This window comes from Litchfieldella rifensis (genome assembly GCF_042646605.1).
Taxonomy (GTDB): Bacteria; Pseudomonadota; Gammaproteobacteria; order Pseudomonadales; family Halomonadaceae; genus Litchfieldella; species Litchfieldella rifensis.
In genome coordinates, this window is the sequence record NZ_JBHRUG010000048.1 from 55,501 (window position 1) to 74,798 (window position 19,298).

At 61.8% G+C, this 19,298-nt stretch carries 22 protein-coding genes; 13 read left to right on the top strand and 9 right to left on the bottom strand.

Annotation, left to right across the window (positions count from 1 at the left end):
- The 3 genes from ACFOEV_RS19940 to ACFOEV_RS19950 are packed head-to-tail and all read right to left on the bottom strand — an operon-like array spanning position 1 to position 2,162.
- Positions 1-1,254: an RNA polymerase sigma factor gene (locus ACFOEV_RS19940; RefSeq protein WP_386776647.1), complete on the bottom strand. Its 1,254-nt coding sequence runs from the start codon at positions 1,252-1,254 to the stop codon at positions 1-3.
- 53 nt (positions 1,255-1,307) lie between these two features.
- Complete coding sequence (locus ACFOEV_RS19945) at positions 1,308-1,688, bottom strand: YciI family protein (protein ID WP_386776648.1); 381 nt, start codon at positions 1,686-1,688, stop codon at positions 1,308-1,310.
- 27 nt (positions 1,689-1,715) lie between these two features.
- The gene (locus ACFOEV_RS19950; RefSeq protein WP_386776649.1) at positions 1,716-2,162 is read right to left on the bottom strand and encodes a YybH family protein; all 447 of its coding nucleotides are present in this window, start codon (positions 2,160-2,162) and stop codon (positions 1,716-1,718) included.
- Positions 2,163-2,323: 161 nt separating this feature from the next.
- On the opposite strand from ACFOEV_RS19950, the gene dkgB reads away from it, so the two are divergent.
- From dkgB to ACFOEV_RS19975, 5 genes are all read left to right on the top strand, one after another.
- Positions 2,324-3,139, top strand: coding sequence for a 2,5-didehydrogluconate reductase DkgB (gene dkgB, locus ACFOEV_RS19955; protein WP_386776650.1), 816 nt, complete (start codon positions 2,324-2,326; stop codon positions 3,137-3,139).
- A 4-nt stretch (positions 3,140-3,143) separates the two neighbouring features.
- On the top strand, positions 3,144-3,635 hold the full coding sequence (locus ACFOEV_RS19960) for a DUF523 domain-containing protein (RefSeq protein ID WP_386776651.1): 492 nt from the start codon (positions 3,144-3,146) through the stop codon (positions 3,633-3,635).
- A 118-nt stretch (positions 3,636-3,753) separates the two neighbouring features.
- Entirely contained in the window at positions 3,754-4,986 is a 1,233-nt protein-coding gene (locus tag ACFOEV_RS19965) for a DUF3422 domain-containing protein (protein WP_386776652.1), read from the top strand.
- 138 nt (positions 4,987-5,124) lie between these two features.
- Positions 5,125-5,448: a hypothetical protein gene (locus tag ACFOEV_RS19970; protein WP_386776653.1), complete on the top strand. Its 324-nt coding sequence runs from the start codon at positions 5,125-5,127 to the stop codon at positions 5,446-5,448.
- Positions 5,449-5,562: 114 nt separating this feature from the next.
- Positions 5,563-6,531 carry a magnesium transporter CorA family protein gene (locus ACFOEV_RS19975; RefSeq protein WP_386776654.1) on the top strand — a complete coding sequence of 323 codons (969 nt, stop codon included), beginning with the start codon at positions 5,563-5,565 and terminating at the stop codon, positions 6,529-6,531.
- Between the two features lie 11 nt (positions 6,532-6,542).
- Here the strand turns inward: ACFOEV_RS19975 and ACFOEV_RS19980 are convergent, their stop codons facing one another.
- Positions 6,543-7,730 carry an MFS transporter gene (locus tag ACFOEV_RS19980; RefSeq protein ID WP_386776655.1) on the bottom strand — a complete coding sequence of 396 codons (1,188 nt, stop codon included), beginning with the start codon at positions 7,728-7,730 and terminating at the stop codon, positions 6,543-6,545.
- Positions 7,731-7,891: 161 nt separating this feature from the next.
- Positions 7,892-9,448: an alpha/beta fold hydrolase gene (locus tag ACFOEV_RS19985; RefSeq protein ID WP_386776656.1), complete on the bottom strand. Its 1,557-nt coding sequence runs from the start codon at positions 9,446-9,448 to the stop codon at positions 7,892-7,894.
- A 314-nt stretch (positions 9,449-9,762) separates the two neighbouring features.
- On the opposite strand from ACFOEV_RS19985, the gene ACFOEV_RS19990 reads away from it, so the two are divergent.
- From ACFOEV_RS19990 to ACFOEV_RS20020, 7 genes are all read left to right on the top strand, one after another.
- The gene (locus ACFOEV_RS19990) at positions 9,763-11,085 is read left to right on the top strand and encodes an acyltransferase family protein (RefSeq protein ID WP_386776657.1); all 1,323 of its coding nucleotides are present in this window, start codon (positions 9,763-9,765) and stop codon (positions 11,083-11,085) included.
- Between the two features lie 50 nt (positions 11,086-11,135).
- Positions 11,136-11,714, top strand: coding sequence for an O-methyltransferase (locus ACFOEV_RS19995; RefSeq protein WP_386776658.1), 579 nt, complete (start codon positions 11,136-11,138; stop codon positions 11,712-11,714).
- A 65-nt stretch (positions 11,715-11,779) separates the two neighbouring features.
- Entirely contained in the window at positions 11,780-12,133 is a 354-nt protein-coding gene (locus tag ACFOEV_RS20000) for a DUF427 domain-containing protein (RefSeq protein WP_386776659.1), read from the top strand.
- Positions 12,134-12,225: 92 nt separating this feature from the next.
- The gene (locus ACFOEV_RS20005; protein ID WP_386776660.1) at positions 12,226-12,717 is read left to right on the top strand and encodes a CBS domain-containing protein; all 492 of its coding nucleotides are present in this window, start codon (positions 12,226-12,228) and stop codon (positions 12,715-12,717) included.
- Positions 12,718-13,020: 303 nt separating this feature from the next.
- On the top strand, positions 13,021-13,425 hold the full coding sequence (locus tag ACFOEV_RS20010; protein ID WP_386776661.1) for a VOC family protein: 405 nt from the start codon (positions 13,021-13,023) through the stop codon (positions 13,423-13,425).
- A gap of 24 nt (positions 13,426-13,449) precedes the next feature.
- Positions 13,450-13,848, top strand: a complete 399-nt coding sequence (locus ACFOEV_RS20015) for a GFA family protein (RefSeq protein WP_386776662.1) — start codon at positions 13,450-13,452, stop codon at positions 13,846-13,848.
- Positions 13,835-14,239 (top strand): antibiotic biosynthesis monooxygenase family protein, encoded by a 405-nt coding sequence (locus ACFOEV_RS20020; RefSeq protein ID WP_449280248.1) that lies wholly within the window; start codon positions 13,835-13,837, stop codon positions 14,237-14,239. Before ACFOEV_RS20015 ends, ACFOEV_RS20020 begins: the two co-directional genes overlap by 14 nt.
- A gap of 97 nt (positions 14,240-14,336) precedes the next feature.
- Here ACFOEV_RS20020 and ACFOEV_RS20025 read toward each other — a convergent pair whose 3' ends face one another.
- Both ACFOEV_RS20025 and ACFOEV_RS20030 read right to left on the bottom strand, forming a co-directional pair.
- Positions 14,337-14,657 (bottom strand): antibiotic biosynthesis monooxygenase family protein, encoded by a 321-nt coding sequence (locus ACFOEV_RS20025; RefSeq protein ID WP_386776663.1) that lies wholly within the window; start codon positions 14,655-14,657, stop codon positions 14,337-14,339.
- A gap of 361 nt (positions 14,658-15,018) precedes the next feature.
- Positions 15,019-15,234, bottom strand: a complete 216-nt coding sequence (locus tag ACFOEV_RS20030; RefSeq protein ID WP_386776664.1) for a hypothetical protein — start codon at positions 15,232-15,234, stop codon at positions 15,019-15,021.
- Positions 15,235-15,777: 543 nt separating this feature from the next.
- Here ACFOEV_RS20030 and amrS point away from each other — a divergent pair.
- Positions 15,778-16,869: an AmmeMemoRadiSam system radical SAM enzyme gene (gene amrS / locus ACFOEV_RS20035; protein ID WP_386776665.1), complete on the top strand. Its 1,092-nt coding sequence runs from the start codon at positions 15,778-15,780 to the stop codon at positions 16,867-16,869.
- 68 nt (positions 16,870-16,937) lie between these two features.
- On the opposite strand, the gene arfB is transcribed toward amrS, so the two are convergent.
- Both arfB and ACFOEV_RS20045 read right to left on the bottom strand, forming a co-directional pair.
- A complete protein-coding gene (gene arfB / locus ACFOEV_RS20040) occupies positions 16,938-17,351 on the bottom strand; it encodes an alternative ribosome rescue aminoacyl-tRNA hydrolase ArfB (protein ID WP_386776666.1) in 414 nt (137 codons plus the stop codon).
- A gap of 132 nt (positions 17,352-17,483) precedes the next feature.
- Positions 17,484-19,217: a M14 family metallopeptidase gene (locus ACFOEV_RS20045; protein ID WP_386776667.1), complete on the bottom strand. Its 1,734-nt coding sequence runs from the start codon at positions 19,215-19,217 to the stop codon at positions 17,484-17,486.
- Positions 19,218-19,298: the final 81 nt, after the last annotated feature.

The window sequence follows — 19,298 nt, forward strand, 5'->3', positions numbered from 1 at the left end:
TCAGTCCTCCAGCATGGCCAGACGCTGTTCGAGAAAGCGTCGCTCCGGGACCTGCTGCGCCAGCTCGAGCGCGCGCCGGTAGGCGGCGCGCGCTTCGGCACGCTTGTCCAGCCGCCGGCACAGGTCCGCCCGGGCCGCATGGGCCGGGTGGTAGTCGGCCAGCTCGCCCTGAGACAGTAGGGTATCGATCAAGGCCAGACCGGCATCGGGGCCGTCGCGCATCGCCACGGCGACGGCACGATTCAGCGCGATCACGGGAGAGGGTTCTACCCGGGCCAGGACGTCATAGAGGCCGACGATCTGCTCCCAGTCGGTCATCTCGGCACTCGGCGCCTCGGCATGCACGGCAGCGATCGCCGCCTGCAGCGTATAGGGGCCGAAGCGCCGCGATCGCAGGGCCTGTTCCACGAGCGACGCACCTTCGGCAATCAATGCCCGGTCCCACAGGGCGCGATCCTGTTCGTCGAGCAGGATCAGTTCGCCTGTCGCGGAGGCGCGCGCCGTGCGACGCGACTCATGCAGCAGCATCAGCGCCAGCAGGCCGAGGGCTTCGGGCTCCGGCAGCAGTTCGTGCATCAGGCGGCCCAGTCGGATCGCTTCGCTCGACAGGTCGGCGCGCGTGACGCTATCCCCTGAGGAGGCCGAGTACCCTTCGTTGAACACCAGGTAGATCACGCGCAGTACCGCATCCAGGCGTTCTGGCAATTCCTCTGCCGAGGGCAACTGATAGGGAATGCGGGCGTCGCGGATCTTGGCCTTGGCGCGTACGATGCGCTGGGCCAGGGTGGAGGCCCGGCTCAGGAAGGCGCGAGCGATTTCCTCGGTGGTCAGGCCGCAGACTTCGCGCAGCGTCAAGGCCACCTGAGCATCCGCCGGCAGCGCCGGATGGCAACAGGTGAAGATCAGGCGCAGGTGATCGTCGGCCACGCTCGCCTCGTCCCAGTCCGGCGGCGTGGCAGAATCGATCTCCAACTGGTTGGCGAGTTCGGCCACGGAAGCATCGTAACGGGTCTGGCGACGCAGGCTGTCGATCGCCTTGAAGCGCCCGGCCGAGACCAGCCAGGCACGCGGATTGGCCGGCATCCCCTCGCGCGGCCATTGGGTCACGGCCGCGGCGAAGGCATCGTGCAGCGCTTCCTCGGCGAGCTCGAAGTCGCCCAGAAGCCGGATCAGGGTGGCAAGAACGCGTCGCGAGTCGTCACGGTAAATGGCCGCGACTTTCTCGCGTATGGCAGGGCTGGCCTCACTCATCATCGGCGGACTCTGTCGGGGGGCGCTCCATAGTATTGTTCATGCCACGCCATCGGTCATGCGGGGTGTTCCTGTGCGTGAACCGACGGCGAAGTGACATCGAGTTCGCGTACCGGCCGTACCTCGACGCTACCCACGCGGGCTGCCGGGATCTTCTCGGCGATCCGCAGGGCCTCGTTCAGGTCGTGGGCATCGACCAGGTAGAATCCTGCCAGTTGCTCCTTGGTTTCGGCGAAGGGCCCATCGGTGATCGAGGTCTTGCCGCCTCGCACCCGCACGGTGGTGGCGGTATGCACGCTCTGCAGGGCCTCGGCGGCGATCATCCGCCCGCTGGCCTGGATATGCTCGGCATAGGCCAGGCACTCGCTGTCCTCGGGACTCTCGGGCAGGGAATGCAAAAGCGCTTCGTTGCTGTAGACGAGGCAGAGATATTTCATGACGGCTTCCTTTATGCAGTGCTTCCGTTATGGCTCGAGATCGAACATGGCCTTGCCGCTGGCCATGTCGAAGGGGGCTGAGAAGTGCTCGTGCACCACCAGCCAGCGACCGTCGATACGGCGATAACCGGCGGTCATTCGCATCCAGCCGGATTCCTGCTCGCCCTTGTCGTTGGTGCCCCCGCAGTTGACGAGGGCGTGGCAGAAGGCGGCGTGCTCATCCGCGGTGATCGCCACCTCGTGTAGTTCGAAGGTCATCGGGCCTTGGCACATGGCCATGCATGCCTCCCAGTGCTTGCGGTAGGCCTCGAGTCCCTTGAATTGCAATTGGCTGATGGCATCGAAGGCCACGATACCCGGTGCATAATGGGCGGTGATGGCCTCGATGTCCTTGTCGCGCACCGCAGCTTGCCAGGATTCCTGCAGTTCGAGAATCGCGGCCTCGGCGGAGACGTGGGTGGTTGCGCTCTGCATGTCGGCTTCCTCCTGCGAGGGATGGTATTTGTTCCTATGACACAGCGTAGTCGTCCGACGAGGTACGAAATCGACAGCGGCGGAAAATTTCCGCTTGAAACCGATGCCGCGTGTCTCCACTGATGACGGTATGAGTCGTGGAATACACAAGGAGCAACAGGATGGCAACGGCAAATCTGATTCCGCGTATCGGCCTGGGCACCTTTCGTCTCAAGGGGCAGGAGGTCATCGACTCGGTGAGTTCCGCGCTCGAACTGGGTTACCGGCATATCGACACTGCCCAGGCGTACGAGAATGAAACCGAGGTGGGGCAAGCGATTCGGCAAAGCGGCGTGCCGCGTGACGAGATCTTTCTCACCACCAAGGTGTGGTACGACCGCCTCGAGAGCGATGATCTGATCAGGAGTCTGGAAGAGAGCCTCGATCGGCTCGGCGTGGACCACGTCGATCTGGCGTTGATCCACTGGCCATCGCCGAATGGCGAGGTGCCGATGGGCGAAACCATCGGAGCCCTCAACGAGGCGCGAGAGAAGGGGCTGACGAAACACATCGGCGTGTCCAACTTCACCATGGCGCATCTCGACGAAGCGCTCGGCGTGCCCGGGGGTGAGCATCTCGTCACCAACCAGATCGAGGTGCATCCCTACCTGGCCAACCGTAGGGTGGTCGAGCATTGCCAGGCCAGCGGGCTGCAAGTCACCGGCTACATGCCGCTGGCGGTGGGCAAGGTGATGAAGGACCCGCTGCTGCAGGAAATTGCCGACGCCCACGGCGCGACACCGGCACAGGTCGCCCTGGCCTGGGTCGCCGGCCGCGATATCGTGGTGATTCCGTCGTCCACCAAGCCGGAGCACCAGCATGCCAACCTGGCGGCACTGGAACTCGAGCTCAGTGACGACGAGATCGCCAGGATCGACAAGCTGGACGCCGGCGAGCGCATCGCCGATCCCGAATGGGCACCGCGGTGGGATGAATGAGCGAGTGACAGCCAAGATCCTCGTGAGTGCCTGTCTGCTCGGTAGCCCGGTGCGTTATAACGGCAGCGACAAGCGCATCGAGCATTCGCTGCTGGAGCGATGGCGGTGCGAAGGGCGTCTGGTCTCGATCTGCCCTGAAGTCGCCGGCGGCCTGCCGACGCCGCGTCCACCCGCCGAGATCGAACAGGCAGCCAGCGGGAGCGACGTACTGGAAGGCGAGGTGCGTATCCTCGATGCCCAGGGTGACGATGTGACCGCGCCCTTCGTTGCCGGCGCTCGGCTGGCGCTGCAAGTGGCCCGGGAGTATGACTGTCGCTTCGCCCTGCTTACCGACGGCAGCCCCTCCTGCGGCAGCAGGGAGGTCCATGACGGCAGCTTCAACGGTACCCGTCATGCCGGTGAAGGCGTGACGGCCGCCTTGCTGCGTCGGCACGGCATCGAGGTCTTCGCCCATGACGAGATCGAGGCGCTGGCCGAGCGCCTCGGCGGGCTTTGAGTAGCACTCTTCCGAATAACCAGGCGAGATACGACTTCCGGGCCCGTCGCGAAGTCGACTTGACTGGCCGACTCTAGCGGTTACGCTCACTGTTTCCTCCGTCCTTGCAGACCCGACCATGCATCCCCAGAGAGAAATCCTGCACAACGAGCTTCATGCCCGGCCCTCGATCTATTTCACGGGGCCGGCATACCTGCACCATTTCGCCTTTCTCGATGCCGATGGCGTCTGTGACACCATCATTCGCCGTCTTTGCGAGGCCGCCGAGACGCCGCTGGATACCAACGCCGCCCAGGGGATCATCAAGCTCGAGGGTATGACCCTGAAGTGGGAGCGGCACACGGAATTCTTCACCCTCACCATGCTGGTGCCCAAGGTCGAAGACGGCGAGCACTGGCCTGAACCCCCCGTCGTGCTGGCGCACATCGTCGATCAACACCAGGACGTGTTGATCAATGCCAGCCTGGTGCTGATCGAATCGGCGACGCACTGGGCGGGAGATACCGCGGCCTATGGTTTCCAGGACCCGGCCGGCTCGAATGTCGGTGGTGGGGACGCCACCGTGTGGAGTGACTTCCGACTCACTCCGGAGGGCGTCAATCGTCTGCTGGTCGTCAATCGCCAGCTCAATGACTATCGCCTGGGCAGGATGACGCGTCGGCTGCTGGAAATCGAGACCTACCGCATGATGGCTTCGCTGTCGCTACCACTGGCCAAGGAACTCAGCAAGGAACTCAGACAGTTCGAACACGAGCTCGGCGACCTTTCGGACCGCAATGCCGAGAACGATCACGGGAGCCCGCGGCCGTTATTGGATGCCATTTCGTCGCTCTCGGCACGCCTGGAACGCAGCAGTGCTCGCTCCCGACAGCGTTTCAGTGCGACCGAGGCCTATGCCAGGATCGTGTTCAGCCGTATCGAGGAACTGCGTGAAACCCGGGTGGAGGACTGTCAGCGGCTGGGTATCTTCATCCTGCGACGTTTCCGCCCGACGGTCCGTTACTGTGCGGCGATCGACAAGCGCCAGGTGAGCCTGGCCCAGAGTGTCGCCCAGTTGAACGACCTGCTGCGAACGCGAGCCCAGGTCGAGATCGAGGAACAGAACTCGGAAATGCTGCAGAGCCTCAATGAACGCACCAGCAGCCAATTGAAGATCCAGAAGGCTGTCGAAGGGCTGTCGATCATCGTCATCAGCTACTACATCGTCAGCCTGTTCAAGCTTTCCCTCGAAGGGGTCGATGCCCTCGGTCTGGCGGTCGAGCCGCGACTCGCGGCCGCCATCCTGGGCCCCCTTGGCATCCTGATCATCGGGGGGCTGGCCTGGCGTATCTGGAAGGTCAAGCGTCACTGAGCGAATCCCTTCAATTTTTTCGTTGCCTGCCGATAACGCATGACACGACCCGGTAACGACCGGGTCGACTGTGCTGTTCTCTGCGATTCTCAGAAGGCAATGAAATGAAAAGACGCCTGAGCATCCGGGCCATGCTGATTGGCCTCTTCGTGGTATCTCAAGGAAATCGTCGAGCGCCTGGAGCAGGTCACGCACTTTGCCTCGGAAATCGCCGATGCCACCCAGGAGCAGTCGATCGGTATCGAAGAGATCAACCGGGTGATCGCGCAGCTTGACCAAGTGACCCAGCAGAATGCCAGCCTGGTACAGGAGGCTTCGACGGCCAGCCATAGCCTGGACGAACAGGCGGCCGAGATGCATGCCCTGGTCGGCCATTTTCAAGTCACTGGCGACCCGACGTCACCGCCAGCCCATCGGCCGGCCTTGAGTGACAAGAGAGAAACAGCGACCACTGACGGGTGAAAAGGGGGAGCGATCATGGTGGTGGCATCGATTGCCGCTCATTCAGCATGCAATCGAATGCCTCTTGTCTTATGTTCGATGGACAGGCTTCGCTAACGGACTGCTGGAGACACCATGATTCGCACCCTGCTGGTCACCGCCGACGGTCAATTCCACACCGGCAACGAGGAACTCATTGCCCGCTGGCGTGACGACCCGGACAGCCATATCTGGATCGACCTGCAGGGTGAACCGATGGCGCGAGAGCGGGCATTGCTTGAGGAATTTGGCTGTCACCCGATGGCCATCAACGACGCGCATCGTGAACGTCATCCGCCCAAGATCGAGGAATTCGAGTCTCACACCCTGGTCATCTATCGCGGCATCTCCTCCTTCGATGCCGAACTGAACTACCAGCCACAACAGATCTCCTTCTTCATCAGCGATCGTTACCTGATCAGCCTGCATCCCGGCATGGCCATGAGCGTCGACCGCTTGTTCGAGCATGAGGGCAAGCCCCTGCTTCGGATATCCCCCGAGCATGTCGCCTTGAAGATCATGTATATCTCCGCGGGTTTTTATCTGGATGGCCTGCTGGAATTCGAAACCCAGCTCAGCGATCTGGAAGATGAACTGCAGGAAGCGGGTACCGACAAGCTGATGCGGCGAATCATCAGTTATCGGTCGCGACTGGTGAAGATGCGCCGTATCTTCAATTACCACCAAGGCATCACGCGGGAGCTGATTGCCTACGACTACCGACACCTCTCGCGCGAAAATGCCGAGACGCTGCACGCCATCAACGATGTCTACGAGCGCTTCGAGCGGCTCTATAGCCTGACGCAGATGTACTACGACATCTGTGGTGACCTGATCGACGGCTACATATCGATCTCGTCTCACCAGCTCAATAACACCATGCGCATCCTGACGGTCATTACTGCCATCTTCGTGCCGCTGACCTTTATCGTCGGCATCTATGGCATGAACTTCGAGCATATGCCGGAACTGGGCTTCAAGTACGCCTATTTCGTGGTGCTGGCCCTCATGTTCGGTATCGGCGTTGGCCTCACCTGGATATTCCGCCGCAAGGGGTGGATCTGAGATGGTTGCCCTTATGCCGTGGTCGTGGTGCCGAGAACTCCGGTGTTGGTCAGCCTGGCCCGCAACATCAGCAGGGCAGCCATCAGCAGGATGACCAGGCCGGCCAGCAACAGCGGAAAGGCCTGGGCGCCGACCAGATCGAGCAGTGGGCCGGTGAGCGATGGTGCGATCATTGCTCCCAGGCCACAGGCAAGAAAAATCAGCCCGGTGTTGCGTCCCGTCATCTCCATGACCTGATTGCCCAGGCTGAGCAGCGTCGGAAACAGGGCCGATGCCGACAGCCCGAACAGCAGCACCGCCAGCGACAAGGGCAGCCACAGTGCATGGAGCGCGAGAGCGGTCAGCAGTCCCAGGCCCAGGCAACCGTAGAGCATCGTCCAGGGAGACCCCCAGCCCAGCAGCGGTATGGCCAGTAGGCGCCCCAATGACAGGGCGAGCCAGAACAGCGACACCAGGAAGGCGGCGTCATCGGCGGATAGGCCATTGAGGGTGCCGTAGGTGGTGATCCAGCCGGCGAAGGTGATCTCGGTGCCAACGTAGAGGCCGAACATCAGCATGAAACCGGCCAATAGCCAGGCATCCCGGGGCTTGGCGGGAGATTCCTCCGGTGCGCCTTCACGGGAGCGCTGCCGGAGTGGGCTGGCCAGGCGCGACAGCGGCCATATGAGTGCCAGCAGATAGAGGCCGACAAGCCAGAAGGCCCAGTGGAACTGCCCGGTCAGGGCGATCGCAGTGATCATGACCAACGGCACCAGCATGTTGCCCAACCCGAAACAGAAGTGCAGGGCACTGATATGCGGCCCGGCCATCTCGCGGTGGGTCCACAGCAGTAACGTATTGCCGCCGGTGTTGAGCGAAACCTCCGAGAGCCCGAGCAGGAACACCACCGCGGTGAGCACGGCAAGCGCCACGCTCAAGGGGGCCAGAACGAGTCCCAGGACAGCCAGCAGTACCATGCCGGTCAGTAACCGGTGACCTGGTAAGCGATCCAGCAACAGACCGGCGCTGACAGCACCGATCATGGTGCCCAGCGCCCGCGCGGTAAACAGGATGGCGATCTGGCTCATGCTCGAGCCGGTCATCGCGGCGAGATGCGGCAGGGCCGGGCCCAGCAGCCCGGCGGTCATGCCAGCGCCGACAAACATCCCGAAGTAGGTAAGGGTCACCTGCCGATGGTGACGGCTGGGAAAACGCAGCATGTCCAATCCCTGGCGAAACGCATGGAGTCGAGGACGCATCCTGACGCATATGGCTGCGAATGTTGCCACCGATGAGGGTGTGACGTAAACGTTTTAGTTTGTCATCATCACGCCCTCCCTGGAGAAGCTCCCTCCAGCAAATGACCGGGTCTCGCCAGCGGCTATTCCAGCACCCACGGCTCCAGCGACACTTCGTCCTTGCAGCTATCGTCCACGGTCGCCTGGGGATCGCCGAGAAACTCCTGGATCATGATCGAGCGGCATTCGGTGACGGGGCTGTGCCCCATGGCCTGAAACTCCACGAACTGCAGATTGGGCATGGTGCGTGCCGCATGCTCGCTCCAGCGCGTTCCGCAGCACGGGTCCATCTGGCCATGAATCGCCAGGGCCGGCGTCTCCGAGACCAGCGGGTCGTTGTGCTCCGCCGGCACATCGCCGTCTTCGCCCCACCAGGCGCATAGCCATGGAGGTTCGAAGCCCAGCACCGCGGGTTCGCGTTGGACCGCGGCGATCGAGTCCTCCGGGGTGGGGCGATTGGTGCCCATGTCGCTGCAGACATGGGCCAGGAAGTAGCCCAGCGCATAGGTGGGCGCTTCCGGCTCGGGGTCGTAGTCGTCGATCAGGAAGAAATCCTTCAGGCGGGAGTAATCGCCTTGCTCGATGTCGGTGATCAGACTCGGCAGCATCGCGTAGTCGCTGGCCAGGGTCAGGTAGAGAGTGTCGATAAAGGCCGCGCCATCGAAGTAGAGCGTCTTCTCGCTGCCATCGGCCTCCTTTACGGTGGTGACGAAAGGCTTGGCATCGAGGGCCCGGCGTGCCCTGTCGATGGCCAGGAACCAGGCGGGCAGCATCTCTCGGCAACCTTCACGCTGCGTTACGCACAGGGCCAGGGTGTCGGTGAAGGTCTGCTTGGCGGTATACAGCTCGTCCACGGGCGCGCGATTGCGCAGGTTGATGAACCAGGGCCAGCCGAGAATCGCCGCGCGCACACTGTCCGGGTGATACTGGATGTAGGACAGCACCGTGCCGCTACCCGTCGATGAGCCGAAGGCGTCGATGGTGTCGTAATCGAGCAGGCGACGAATCTCCTCGACGTCCCGGCTCACCGAGTAGGAGTTGTACTGGGAGACGTCGATGCCCTCATCGACGAGCTTCTGGTAACAGTCGGCCACGACGCCGGTGATGCTATCCAGGCGTTCCATGGGATCCAGCGAGGAGGCAATGGCCGGCGTGTGGATGATGTTGTGGTAGGGAGACACCGCCGCATAGTCGGGACATTCCAGCGCCGGTTCGGCATGAATGAACCCGCGGTGATCCATCGTCACCAGCGTGCGGTTGCCGACGTCCTTGAGCAGTTGCTCCAGGTAGTCGCGATTGCCGAGCGAGGAATAGCCGGGACCACCGGGGAAGAAGATGACCGGCACATCGGCACTGTCGTCTCCTGACGCCGCTTCTGCTTCGGGCTCGAACACCGCCACGGGCAACTCGATGATGATGCCGTTCGGCTCGTCCCAATTCTCTTGGCCATAAAAGGTGTAGCACTGCGCCTGTAGCTCGTTCAGCACCTGCGTCGCGCACTCCGACGGCTCCAGGCGGGGAACCTGGTCCGACGATTGGGCGTGGGCTGGCGCCTGCCAGAAGGCGGCGCCAAGCAACAGGAAACCAAGCGTGAGAGGAACGGCGGGAGAGGGGTAGTGAGGATAGCGGATGAATTTCATGGTCAGCCACCGAGGTTTGTTATTGGGCTTGTCCGTGATCGCTGACTCTCAAGCTAGCAGGGGCGGCTAGGGGGGCAAGTGGCAGCGTAACTGTTCCAACCGCGCATAGAGATGTTCCGTAAAGAAACCGTGCATCAGGAAACGCTGGCTCAGGTTCCCGGGGCCAGCCAGTCGAGGGTCACCAGGTCCAGCACCACCGGCCAGTTGCCAGGCATCGATGTTTGTTGGAAGATGTTAGGAAACGGTGTTCGAAAACTTTAGTCAAGAACGCAATATTTGCAAGAGTCACAGCGAGCGGCAGGGGAGGCTACGACTTGAGCCAACGACAAGGAAATGCCACGGCGCATCAGGCCGTCAGAGACCGCTATCCCGATGCCTTGCGGGCCGGCGCCTTGCTGGTGGTGGTGTTCGGTCACTGGATCGCGACATTGCCGCGGCTCCAGGACGGGCAAATGGTGGCGACCGATCATCTGCTGGTGGTCTGGACCGGGGCCGGGGTTCTCACCTGGGTGCTGCAGGTCGTACCGCTGTTCGTGTTCGTGTCGGCCGCGGTCAGTGCGGATGGCGCCCTGCGCCGGCTCGAGGAAGGCCATCGACAACTGCATTGGTGGGCAGGCAGGGCACTGGGCCTGGCCCGCCCCACGGTCACCTACCTGGCTGTCCTCATGGCCTTCGCCATCGTTGCCGCCTATACCGGCGGTCGCCTCCTTGGCCCCCTCAACCATTCGCTGACGATCCACTTGTGGTTCCTGATGATGCTGCTGGGGATCCAGGCGTTGCTGCCGCTCAGTGTCTGGGCCGATCGTCGTTGGGGGCTCAAGGCCGTGGTCGGCCTGCTCGCCATCGCCGCTGTCGTCGATCTACTGCGTGCTCGTATCGCGTCTCCCGGTGACCTGCTGGAATTGGGAGCACTGGTCACCAGTCGCGACGGTGGGATCGGCTGGGTCAATGCCGCTGCCGTCTGGCTGTTGCCACAACAACTTGGCATCGCCTGGAAGCGAGGCCGCTTCGCCGGGCCACGTGTCGGTATCGGCCTGCTGCTGCTCGGGCTGCTGTGGCTGGCTGGCACCGTCGCTACTGGCTATCCCGTGGCCATGGTGGATGGCGAGTTCGGCAGCCCCAGCAACCTTCTGCCGCCGACGCTGGCACTGGTGGGGGTGATGTGGATCCAGGTGGGTGCGGTGCTGACATTCGAGGGTCCGGTGCGGCGGCTGCTGGAGCGTCGTCGGGTGGACCGGCTGGTGGCGATTCTCGGGGCGCTGGGGATGCCGCTGTATTTGTGGCACAAGTTCGCCGAGTTGCCAGCGGCATGGCTGGGGGAACGCCTGGGCGTTCCCATCGATGCCGGGGTCCCCGGGGAAGTGGGGTTCTGGTTCGGCCGCCTGTGGTGGATCGCATTGTGTATTATCGTGGTTGCGCCCGTCATGGTGGCGGTCGTGACGTTCGAGATGCGCCGCAAGCGGGATGTGGCACATGCCACCGTGACTCCGGTGATTGTGGTGGGAGGGGCGGTGCTGATCGGCGGCATCGTTATCAGCCTGGTGCTGGGCGCGCTTCCCGGCGCCATTTTCGGCCTCGTGGGCGTGGCTGCCGCGTCCTATCTGCTGCGCGCTCACCCGCAGCCGCAGCGTGCCTGATGGGGGCGCCGTCCTGTTCAACAACCTCATTGCGATAGATAAGGATTCCTATGTCACCCCAGGCACTCTTGGCAGAACTGGAGAGGAAGGGCGAAGAAAACGATGCCCGAACCACCGAGCGATGCCGGAAATATCTCAACATCACCCGCGACACCGGTCAGTTCCTGGCAGTGCTGCTCAAGGCCATGCAGGCCAGCAGCGTGCTGGAAATCGGCACCTCGAATGGCTACTCCACCCTGTGGCTGGCCGCGTCGATCGTTGAGTCGGGACGGATCACCACCGTCGAGGTCTCGCCCGACAAGGTGCGCGAGGCTCGCGACAATTTCGCCAGGGCCGGGTTGGCACACAAGATCCAGCAGATCGAAGGCTCGGCAGCGGACTACCTTCGAGCGCAGAAGGCATGCTTCGATGTCGTCTTCCTCGATGCCGAGCGCTCGGAATACATGGGCTTTGCCGATGATGTGGTCGCGGCACTGAAACCCGGTGGGGTGCTGGTCTGCGACAATGCCGTCTCGCATCAGGCGGAACTGGCCGACTTCATGGCCCATATCGAGAGCCTGCCGGCCTTCACGACCTGCCTGGTGCCCGTCGGCAAGGGCGAGTTCGTGGCGTACAAGGAGGCGGAATAAGCCTCGCCGCTACCGGTCTGCTACGGTTATGACTAACAATCTCTCCAGCGATGAGGTTTGACGCCATGATCCATGACCCCAGCGGACACATCAGCCTGCACCCCAATCCACAGCGGGTTCGCGTCTGGGTCGGCGGGACACTGATCGCCGATACCCATGACGCCATCGAACTGCGCGAGAAGGGCTATCCCCATCGCCAGTACATTCCGCGCCAGGACGTCGACATGCAGCGCCTGGTTCGCTCGACCACGGTCACCCACTGCCCGTTCAAGGGCGATGCCAGCTACTACTCCGTCGAGCTGGACGGGGAAACGGTGACCGATGCCGCCTGGAGCTACGAACAACCGTTCGAGGCCATGGCCGATATCGCTGAACACCTGGCGTTCGATACTCGCCTCGTCGACGAAAAGCACTCCTGATAACCGGGAATCACCTTGATAAGCCATTTCTTGTTTGAAATGACTCGCCTCGACAACTACTCCTACAAGTAGCTGGCAGGATGGTGCTTAGCATGAGCGCCGAGCCCAGCGCATGGCGCTCCGACATGGTTTCGCTAACAAACGGAGGTTTTGTTATGCAAGTCAGAGAAGTCATGACGCCACGGTCACAGGCTAGCTATCTCGACATGGATGCGAGCATTCGCGAGGTGGCCGAGAAGATGCAGCAAGACGGCTCAGGATTCGAGCCGTTGGTGCAAGGCGACAAGATCGCCGGTACGGTCACCGATCGGGATATCGCCGTCCGTGCGGTTGCCGAGGGCAAGAGCCCTGATGACAAGGTGAGTTCCATCGCTACCACCAGTGTTCTCTATACCTTTGAGGACAAGGACGTCAAGGACGTGCTCCAGAACATGCGGGAGCAGAAAGTTCAGCGTCTGGTGGTGCTCAACAACGCCAGCGACAAGGATTTTACTGGAATCCTTAGCTTGGGTGACATAGCCAATCGCTGCGAGGATGACGAAGCGGCCAAAGGGATCGTCGGCTGCTGCAAGCATTATCACTAACCGTCTCTCAGCAGTTCTTTGTCAGGCACCGCTTATATATGCGGTGCCGCTTTTTTGTTGCCACGCCCTGGAGTGGTCCCCTCCCGTGCGGCACAGGCGATAGTGCACGGTGACGGAGGGCCGATGTGCTGCTTCTCGAAAGACTTTTCCCTTGAGGTTCCGTGGGTTGCGTGATTTGTGGCAGAAGGCAGAGGCGCAGGCTAATGTGAGGTGGCGAGCACGCTCGTTTCCGTAGGGGAACGGGTAACCGTCGGATCGTCCTGTTCCCATATCCATGATCACATGTCCACGAGGGAGGTAGCCATGACCAACCTAGTCCCCACTCCCCATCTCGCCGTCAACGATGGAGAAGCCGCTGTGGCATTTTACGAGAAAGCCTTTGGCGCGACACTCGAAGGAAAGCATCTTGCCGAGGACGGAAAGCGGTTGATGCATGCTCATCTGAATCTTGGCGCTGGCGCGATCTATCTGCATGACGAGTTCCCTGAGTTTGGAGACCATGGTGGTGCCAAGGCTCCCACGCGGCTTGGTGGCGCGAGCTGCGTCATCCATCTCGATGTACCTGACGCCGATGTCGCCTGGGAGCGGGCAGTCAACGCCGGCGCGGAAGTCATCATGGCGCTCGACAATCAGTTCTGGGGGATGCGGTATGGCCAGATCAAGGATCCCTTTGGTCATATCTGGTCCATCGGTGGCCCAGTGAAATGAAACACCGTTCGATATGAGGTCAAGATGAAAAATCTGACGGGTTCGTGTTTGTGTGGGAAAGTAGAAATCCAGGTGGCGGATAAATTCGACTTTATCGGCTACTGTCATTGTTCGGAATGCCGCAAGTGGTCGGGCTCCGCGTTTGCGGCCGGTGGTCTTGTGGATGCAAAGGATTTCACGATTACGGTCGGGGAGCAGTTCGTATCCCGCTACCCGAAATCCGAGGAGACGGAATTGGGGTTTTGCGGCCACTGTGGTTCGAGCCTGTTCTCCCACAAGCTGAAACGAGGGAAATATATCGTTCGGCTAGGTGTGCTCGATGATGCCCCCACGCAGCAACCCAATGTGCATATATTCTGTGCATCGAAGGCGCCGTGGTTCGACATCACCGACCAGCTCGATCATTTCGATGAGCTTCCATGAACGTGACTTTAGTGAGTTCTTCCCGGCCAATGGAGAAGATACCATGATAGCCGTCATATTCGAAGCCATGCCGACACCCGACCAACGTCAGCGTTACTTTGATATTGCTACCGAGTTGAAACCGCTGCTTGATGATATCGAGGGCTTCATCTCCATCGAACGTTTCCAGAGCCTTAATGACCCGAATAAACTGCTGTCACTTTCGTTCTGGCGCGATGAAGCTGCCATCGAGCAATGGCGACGCCTGGAACAGCATCGAGCCGCGCAGCGGGCGGGTAGGTCCTCGATATTCGAGAACTACCGACTAAGGATTGCTCATGTCGTGCGTGACTACGGTCTCGACGACCGCGAGCAGGCGCCAACGGATAGCCGCGAAGCCCATGGGCGATAGTGCTGTCATTTTTTTGGGTTGGCGGACAGACCCAAGAAATCATCGAAGCCTTGGCCCGCCCTAGGGATGAGGCTTCGAAACAAGCATGTTGTGCTGATCAGTGCGGGGAGCTTTCTTGTTCAAGCAAATCGGTATCCACGTCAAGCTTATGTAATACGATCACTTGTTCAGACTTGAGCGTCGATCGCATCCGCTCTCGACACTTGATCCCTTCTTCTGACCAGTCATGCTCTTTCTCGTAGGTTTCATGATCTGGCCATTGAGCATAAGCGATGAATTTACCATCTTCCGCTCTATGCAGGCGCGAGCCTAGGCTGCCGAAATTCGTGTGGATATACTTTGTCGTTTCTTCCCAGGCTTCACGAAACGCTTCCTCTTTCCCTGGGATAACATCGAACTCCAGAATGATAGCCAGCATACTTCTTCCCTTTTAAACAAATAAATAATCGGAAGCATTAAGCATGCCAGAAAGGTTCTTCATTTTCGTCCTTCCTTTGACTGTCCCCGGGGCTTGCTGCAGCCGCGATGGTACGCCATTCCCTCAGGCTCTTCCTAACTCGCATAAGGATACGAGTCCGATGAGGAGTCCCTCGGACCTGGTGGCCGCGGTAGCGCGGATAGAATTCAAGGAAGAAATTCGGATCCAGGTTCGTGCCGCCTTCTGGTGCTGCGACTGGCTGGTTGCGAGATAACCCATACACCACTCTTTGCATCGAAGGCATTGCCAAGAGAGGATGGGCTTCGCGAAGCGAAGCCCATTAATTCACGTGGCGTGACGCTCAGGATCCGATTTTCCAGAGCTGGAGCAGCGGCTCCTTGATGCCGTTGCGCCTGGCCACGTACTCGGCTTCGCGCCGCGCGTTGGCTGCTTGCTCCACGCTCATCGGTCCCTCGTCCGGCTCACGTCGTGCCGTGACTATCGTACGCCCTGCCCAGGAGGCTCTGACGATACCTAGGTGGAAGCGGCCAATTTCAGTGATGTGTTGAGTGTTCATGGGATGCCCTCCGGTTTGGGTGCATGTGCTGGACATGGCTTACCCCTGACGCTGCAGCTTTTTTTACAACCGGGTCTGTGCGCTTTCGACGACAGGCTTACCTGAACGTTAGTACACATTTTGTTACATTCAAGGAGATTATTGAGCGCTCGTGTCGACGGGGGCATAACGCCTAGACTCGAAGGGTATCCCTGTTGATGGGAGGCTAGGCTCATGGTCACACCCCTTACCTGCGTACGCCAGCTTGCGACTCGGTGAGCGCAGCAGCGACTACGATGCGCTGCTGGAGCAGGTCGGCGACCGGCCGTTCGTCCTGCTCGGCGAGGCCTCCCACGGCACCGCCGAGTTCTGTCGTCTGCGCGGAGAGATCACTCGACGACTGATAACGACGGCCGTCGAGCCTTTCGACCGAGGTGAAAGCTGGCAGAAAAAGAAGAGGCTCCCGAGACTTATCCCTTCGGGGTTTGAGCCACACCGGCGCCTCGATTGGGTAGAATGAAATTTGACCAACGGCTTCGAAGCGGGCGCTGCCCGTTCCTCATCATGGCAATCGAACCTGACAGCTCGGTGATCCCGACGCAATACTGGCACGCGCTTGACGATGGGCGCATCCAGTGCGATGTCTGCCCACGCGCCTGCAAGTTGCGCGAAGGCCAGCGCGGGCTGTGTTTCGTTCGCGCCCGCGAGGGCGACCAGATCGTGCTCACCACCTACGGGCGCTCCAGCGGCTTCTGCATCGACCCCATCGAGAAGAAGCCGCTCAACCACTTCCTCCCCGGTACTTCGGTGCTCTCCTTCGGCACCGCGGGCTGCAATCTCGCCTGCAAGTTCTGCCAGAACTGGGACATGAGCAAGTCCCGGGAGATGGACACCCTGGCCGACGCCGCCAGTCCCGAGATCCTGGCGGACGCCGCCGTGGCCCGCGGTGCCCACAGTGTCGCCTACACCTACAACGACCCGGTGATCTTTCTGGAGTACGCCAGGGATGTGGCCGACGCCTGTCGCGAGCGCGGCGTGCGCTCGGTGGCCGTCACCGCGGGCTATATCTGTGACGCCCCGCGGCGGGAATTCTTTGCCCACATGGACGCGGCCAACGTCGACCTCAAGGCGTTCACCGAGGGTTTCTACCGCAAGATCTGCGGCGGCAGCCTGACTCCGGTGCTGGACACCCTGGAATACCTGCGTCACGCCACCGACGTCTGGCTCGAGATCACCACCCTGCTGATCCCGGACGAGAACGACTCGCCGCCGGAAATCGAGGCCCTGAGCCGCTGGGTAATGGATCGGCTCGGCCCCGACGTGCCGCTGCACTTCACCGCCTTTCATCCGGACTGGAAGATGCGCGACAAGCCGCACACTCCCTCCGCCACGCTGAGCCGGGCGCGCGAGATCGCCATGGCCAACGGACTGCGCTACGTGTTTACGGGCAATGTGCACGACTCCGCTGGCGGCAGTACCTACTGCCACCACTGCGGGGAGCGTCTGATCGGACGTGACTGGTATGCCCTCTCGGAGTGGAACCTCACCGACGCCGGCCACTGCCGGCGATGCGGTACCCGCTGTGCGGGGGTGTTCGCCGGCCCGCCCGGGCACTGGGGCCGCCGTCGTGTGCCGGTGCGCCTCGCTCGGTCGTAGCCACGATGAGGGCACCGTGGTCCCGACGCCGCTGCTGCTTGGGGCACACCCGCATTTCCAGGCGACCTTCACACCTTGACCTTGCCCCGCAGCGCCTTGGTCTTGCCCTTGTGGGTCTTCTTGTCCACCCGGCGCCGCTGGGAGCCTTTGGTGGGTTTCGTCGGCCGGCGGGCCTTGTGCTGCTTCACCGCGCTCTGGATGAGTTCCTTGAGCCGCGCCAGGGCATCCTCCTTGTTCAACTCCAGCGTGCGGAAGCTCTGCGCCTTGATGACGATCACCCCCTCCTTGCTGATCCGTTGATCGGGGAGGGCCATCAGGCGCTCCTTGTAGAAGGGCGGTAGGCTGGAGTTGAGGATATCGAAACGCAGGTGCACCGCGGAGGCGACCTTGTTGACGTTCTGGCCGCCCGCCCCCTGGGCGCGGATCTGGCTGATCTCGATTTCCCACTCGGCCAGTTCCACCGTATTGGAGATGGTCAGCATGGCATGCCTCGTGATGACGATTCGATGGCTTTGCTACAGGCTACACCACATCGCCATGATCCGGCTTGGGCTCCCGCCCGACAAGCTGTGGGTCCAGCCGTAAATGCCATGAAGGCTTCGTCGGTCGTCCCGTTACCCGGCGGCGTCTCCCGGGATCGGTATCGTGCGGGTCACGTAGCCCAACCGTGGCCCACCGATACGCAGCGTGATCTCTCCCTCGCCTTGGATGACCCAGCGGGCACTGGTCTGGTGAGCGTTACCACGTGAGCGCTGAAACCAGGGCATCTGCGACGCCTCGCCCAGCCCTCGCCCCCAGCCGTCCAGGTGGCCCAACGTCTGACGTGCCATCCCCGGGTCCTGCAGTCGGCAGCCGACGACACTGGCGTGCGCTTCCACTCCGGTGTTCCATGGCCGCTCCCGGGCGGCATTGAGCCCATGGCTGGGCAGGTAGCCGCGATTCTCCACCGTGACCCGTAACTCTCGATAGCCGTCGCCCAGCGGCGTACAGCGCACGCCCGCGATTGCCAACCGTGGCAGCAAGGACGCGACACGCAACCAGTAAGCGGTGAGGCTGTCGCAAATTTCCGGCAAGACCTCGGGTGGTGGGTTCCAGATACCGATGATGGGGTCCAGCCCACCCACCTCCAACTCGCCCAGTTGCGGATGGTGCAAGGCCTTCCAAGGGTGGAACAGACGCTGCTGGTTATGCTCGGCATCCCACTGTGCCAGCCATTCCATATCCTCACGCTCGAAGGCCGCATAGTGCTCCACGAAGCGCTTGGGGCGGGGCCGGTCCATGCGGTGGAACAGATCCCACAACTCGCAGACCAGCGCCACACAGCCCCGCTGGTGGTAGGCGAATTCGGTGAGGTCGCCATGCAGTGGGGTATCGGGCTGGTAGGTGAATTCCTCGAAGCCACTGACGGTGGGATAACCGGCACAGGAGCGCCCCCAGGCGGCCAGTTGCCGGTAGATGGCCAGGTCGCCCTGGTCCATGCGGCTGTCCGGAGCGTCGATCAGCGGGCGGATGAACACCCCTCCGAAGGTGTGCAGGTTCAGCCAGGCGTAGAGGTTGGGGTGGGCGACAGCGAAGTCGATGACGGCGCGGGTCTCGGGTTCGGAGCCGGGGTAGGGGCCGGCACCGAGCTGTTCGGGCTCCGGCTGCCAGCTCCAGGGGAAGTTGCGGTTGAAGTCTGGCGTATCCTGTAACCACTGAGGCTCGGGGATCGTCTCGCCGTCCCAGTGTTCGATGACCCCCTCGGGGTAAAGTCGCCAGTAGGGTGGTGGGTCGTCGATCTGGCGTGGCAGCATCAGGCCGGGATAGTGGGGCGAAGCGACGAAGTCGCCGGCCTCGTCCTCGAGGCGCAGGTAACGGCAGCGGCCGTCGCCGTCCAGGTCCTTGGCGCGCCAATAAGGCTTGTCGGCGGCATCCGGATTGCGCCGCGGTGCGGAGCGCACGAAACCGGCCTGCCGGAGCACCTGCTCGGCGCCATCCGGCGAGATGCGCGGGCACACATAGAACAGCACCTCCTGCAGGAAATGGCGAAGGTGCTCGGGCAGATCGTCGGGCAGGGCCGCCGCCTCGGTGTGCAGGGCCAGCGCCGCCTCGGCCACCGCCAGCGCGACACTCGAACCGGCCAGCTCGGTACCGTGCATGTTGCCGTCCACCCATACGGCGGGACGCTGGCGCTCGGGCTCCGGGCCAATGGTGAGCACCCAGATCTCCCGTCCCTTGGGGCTGATGCCGATGCTCTGTAGATGGGCCAGGTGCGGATAGGCCTGAACCCACGCCTTGAGCTGATGAGTCAGTGCGTCATGACTCAGGTAGCGATGCCGGAAGCGGCTATCGTGTACCTCCCGTCCCATGTCCCTGCCCCCGATTGGCCATGCCTGGTGACAGTATGGTTCAGCCTATGGGTTGGGGGTCAGGCTCATGTTTTTATCTAG

Bases quoted from the DNA above. Each gene is read 5' to 3' on its own strand.
- ACFOEV_RS19940 (WP_386776647.1), bottom strand. From the start codon at position 1,254: ATGATGAGTGAGGCCAGCCCTGCCATACGCGAGAAAGTCGCGGCCATT.
- ACFOEV_RS19945 (WP_386776648.1), bottom strand. From the start codon at position 1,688: ATGAAATATCTCTGCCTCGTCTACAGCAACGAAGCGCTTTTGCATTCC.
- ACFOEV_RS19950 (WP_386776649.1), bottom strand. From the start codon at position 2,162: ATGCAGAGCGCAACCACCCACGTCTCCGCCGAGGCCGCGATTCTCGAA.
- dkgB (WP_386776650.1), top strand. From the start codon at position 2,324: ATGGCAACGGCAAATCTGATTCCGCGTATCGGCCTGGGCACCTTTCGT.
- ACFOEV_RS19965 (WP_386776652.1), top strand. From the start codon at position 3,754: ATGCATCCCCAGAGAGAAATCCTGCACAACGAGCTTCATGCCCGGCCC.
- ACFOEV_RS19975 (WP_386776654.1), top strand. From the start codon at position 5,563: ATGATTCGCACCCTGCTGGTCACCGCCGACGGTCAATTCCACACCGGC.
- ACFOEV_RS19980 (WP_386776655.1), bottom strand. From the start codon at position 7,730: ATGCTGCGTTTTCCCAGCCGTCACCATCGGCAGGTGACCCTTACCTAC.
- ACFOEV_RS19985 (WP_386776656.1), bottom strand. From the start codon at position 9,448: ATGAAATTCATCCGCTATCCTCACTACCCCTCTCCCGCCGTTCCTCTC.
- ACFOEV_RS19995 (WP_386776658.1), top strand. From the start codon at position 11,136: ATGTCACCCCAGGCACTCTTGGCAGAACTGGAGAGGAAGGGCGAAGAA.
- ACFOEV_RS20000 (WP_386776659.1), top strand. From the start codon at position 11,780: ATGATCCATGACCCCAGCGGACACATCAGCCTGCACCCCAATCCACAG.
- ACFOEV_RS20005 (WP_386776660.1), top strand. From the start codon at position 12,226: ATGAGCGCCGAGCCCAGCGCATGGCGCTCCGACATGGTTTCGCTAACA.
- ACFOEV_RS20010 (WP_386776661.1), top strand. From the start codon at position 13,021: ATGACCAACCTAGTCCCCACTCCCCATCTCGCCGTCAACGATGGAGAA.
- ACFOEV_RS20015 (WP_386776662.1), top strand. From the start codon at position 13,450: ATGAAAAATCTGACGGGTTCGTGTTTGTGTGGGAAAGTAGAAATCCAG.
- ACFOEV_RS20020 (WP_449280248.1), top strand. From the start codon at position 13,835: ATGAGCTTCCATGAACGTGACTTTAGTGAGTTCTTCCCGGCCAATGGA.
- ACFOEV_RS20025 (WP_386776663.1), bottom strand. From the start codon at position 14,657: ATGCTGGCTATCATTCTGGAGTTCGATGTTATCCCAGGGAAAGAGGAA.
- ACFOEV_RS20030 (WP_386776664.1), bottom strand. From the start codon at position 15,234: ATGAACACTCAACACATCACTGAAATTGGCCGCTTCCACCTAGGTATC.
- amrS (WP_386776665.1), top strand. From the start codon at position 15,778: ATGGCAATCGAACCTGACAGCTCGGTGATCCCGACGCAATACTGGCAC.
- arfB (WP_386776666.1), bottom strand. From the start codon at position 17,351: ATGCTGACCATCTCCAATACGGTGGAACTGGCCGAGTGGGAAATCGAG.
- ACFOEV_RS20045 (WP_386776667.1), bottom strand. From the start codon at position 19,217: ATGGGACGGGAGGTACACGATAGCCGCTTCCGGCATCGCTACCTGAGT.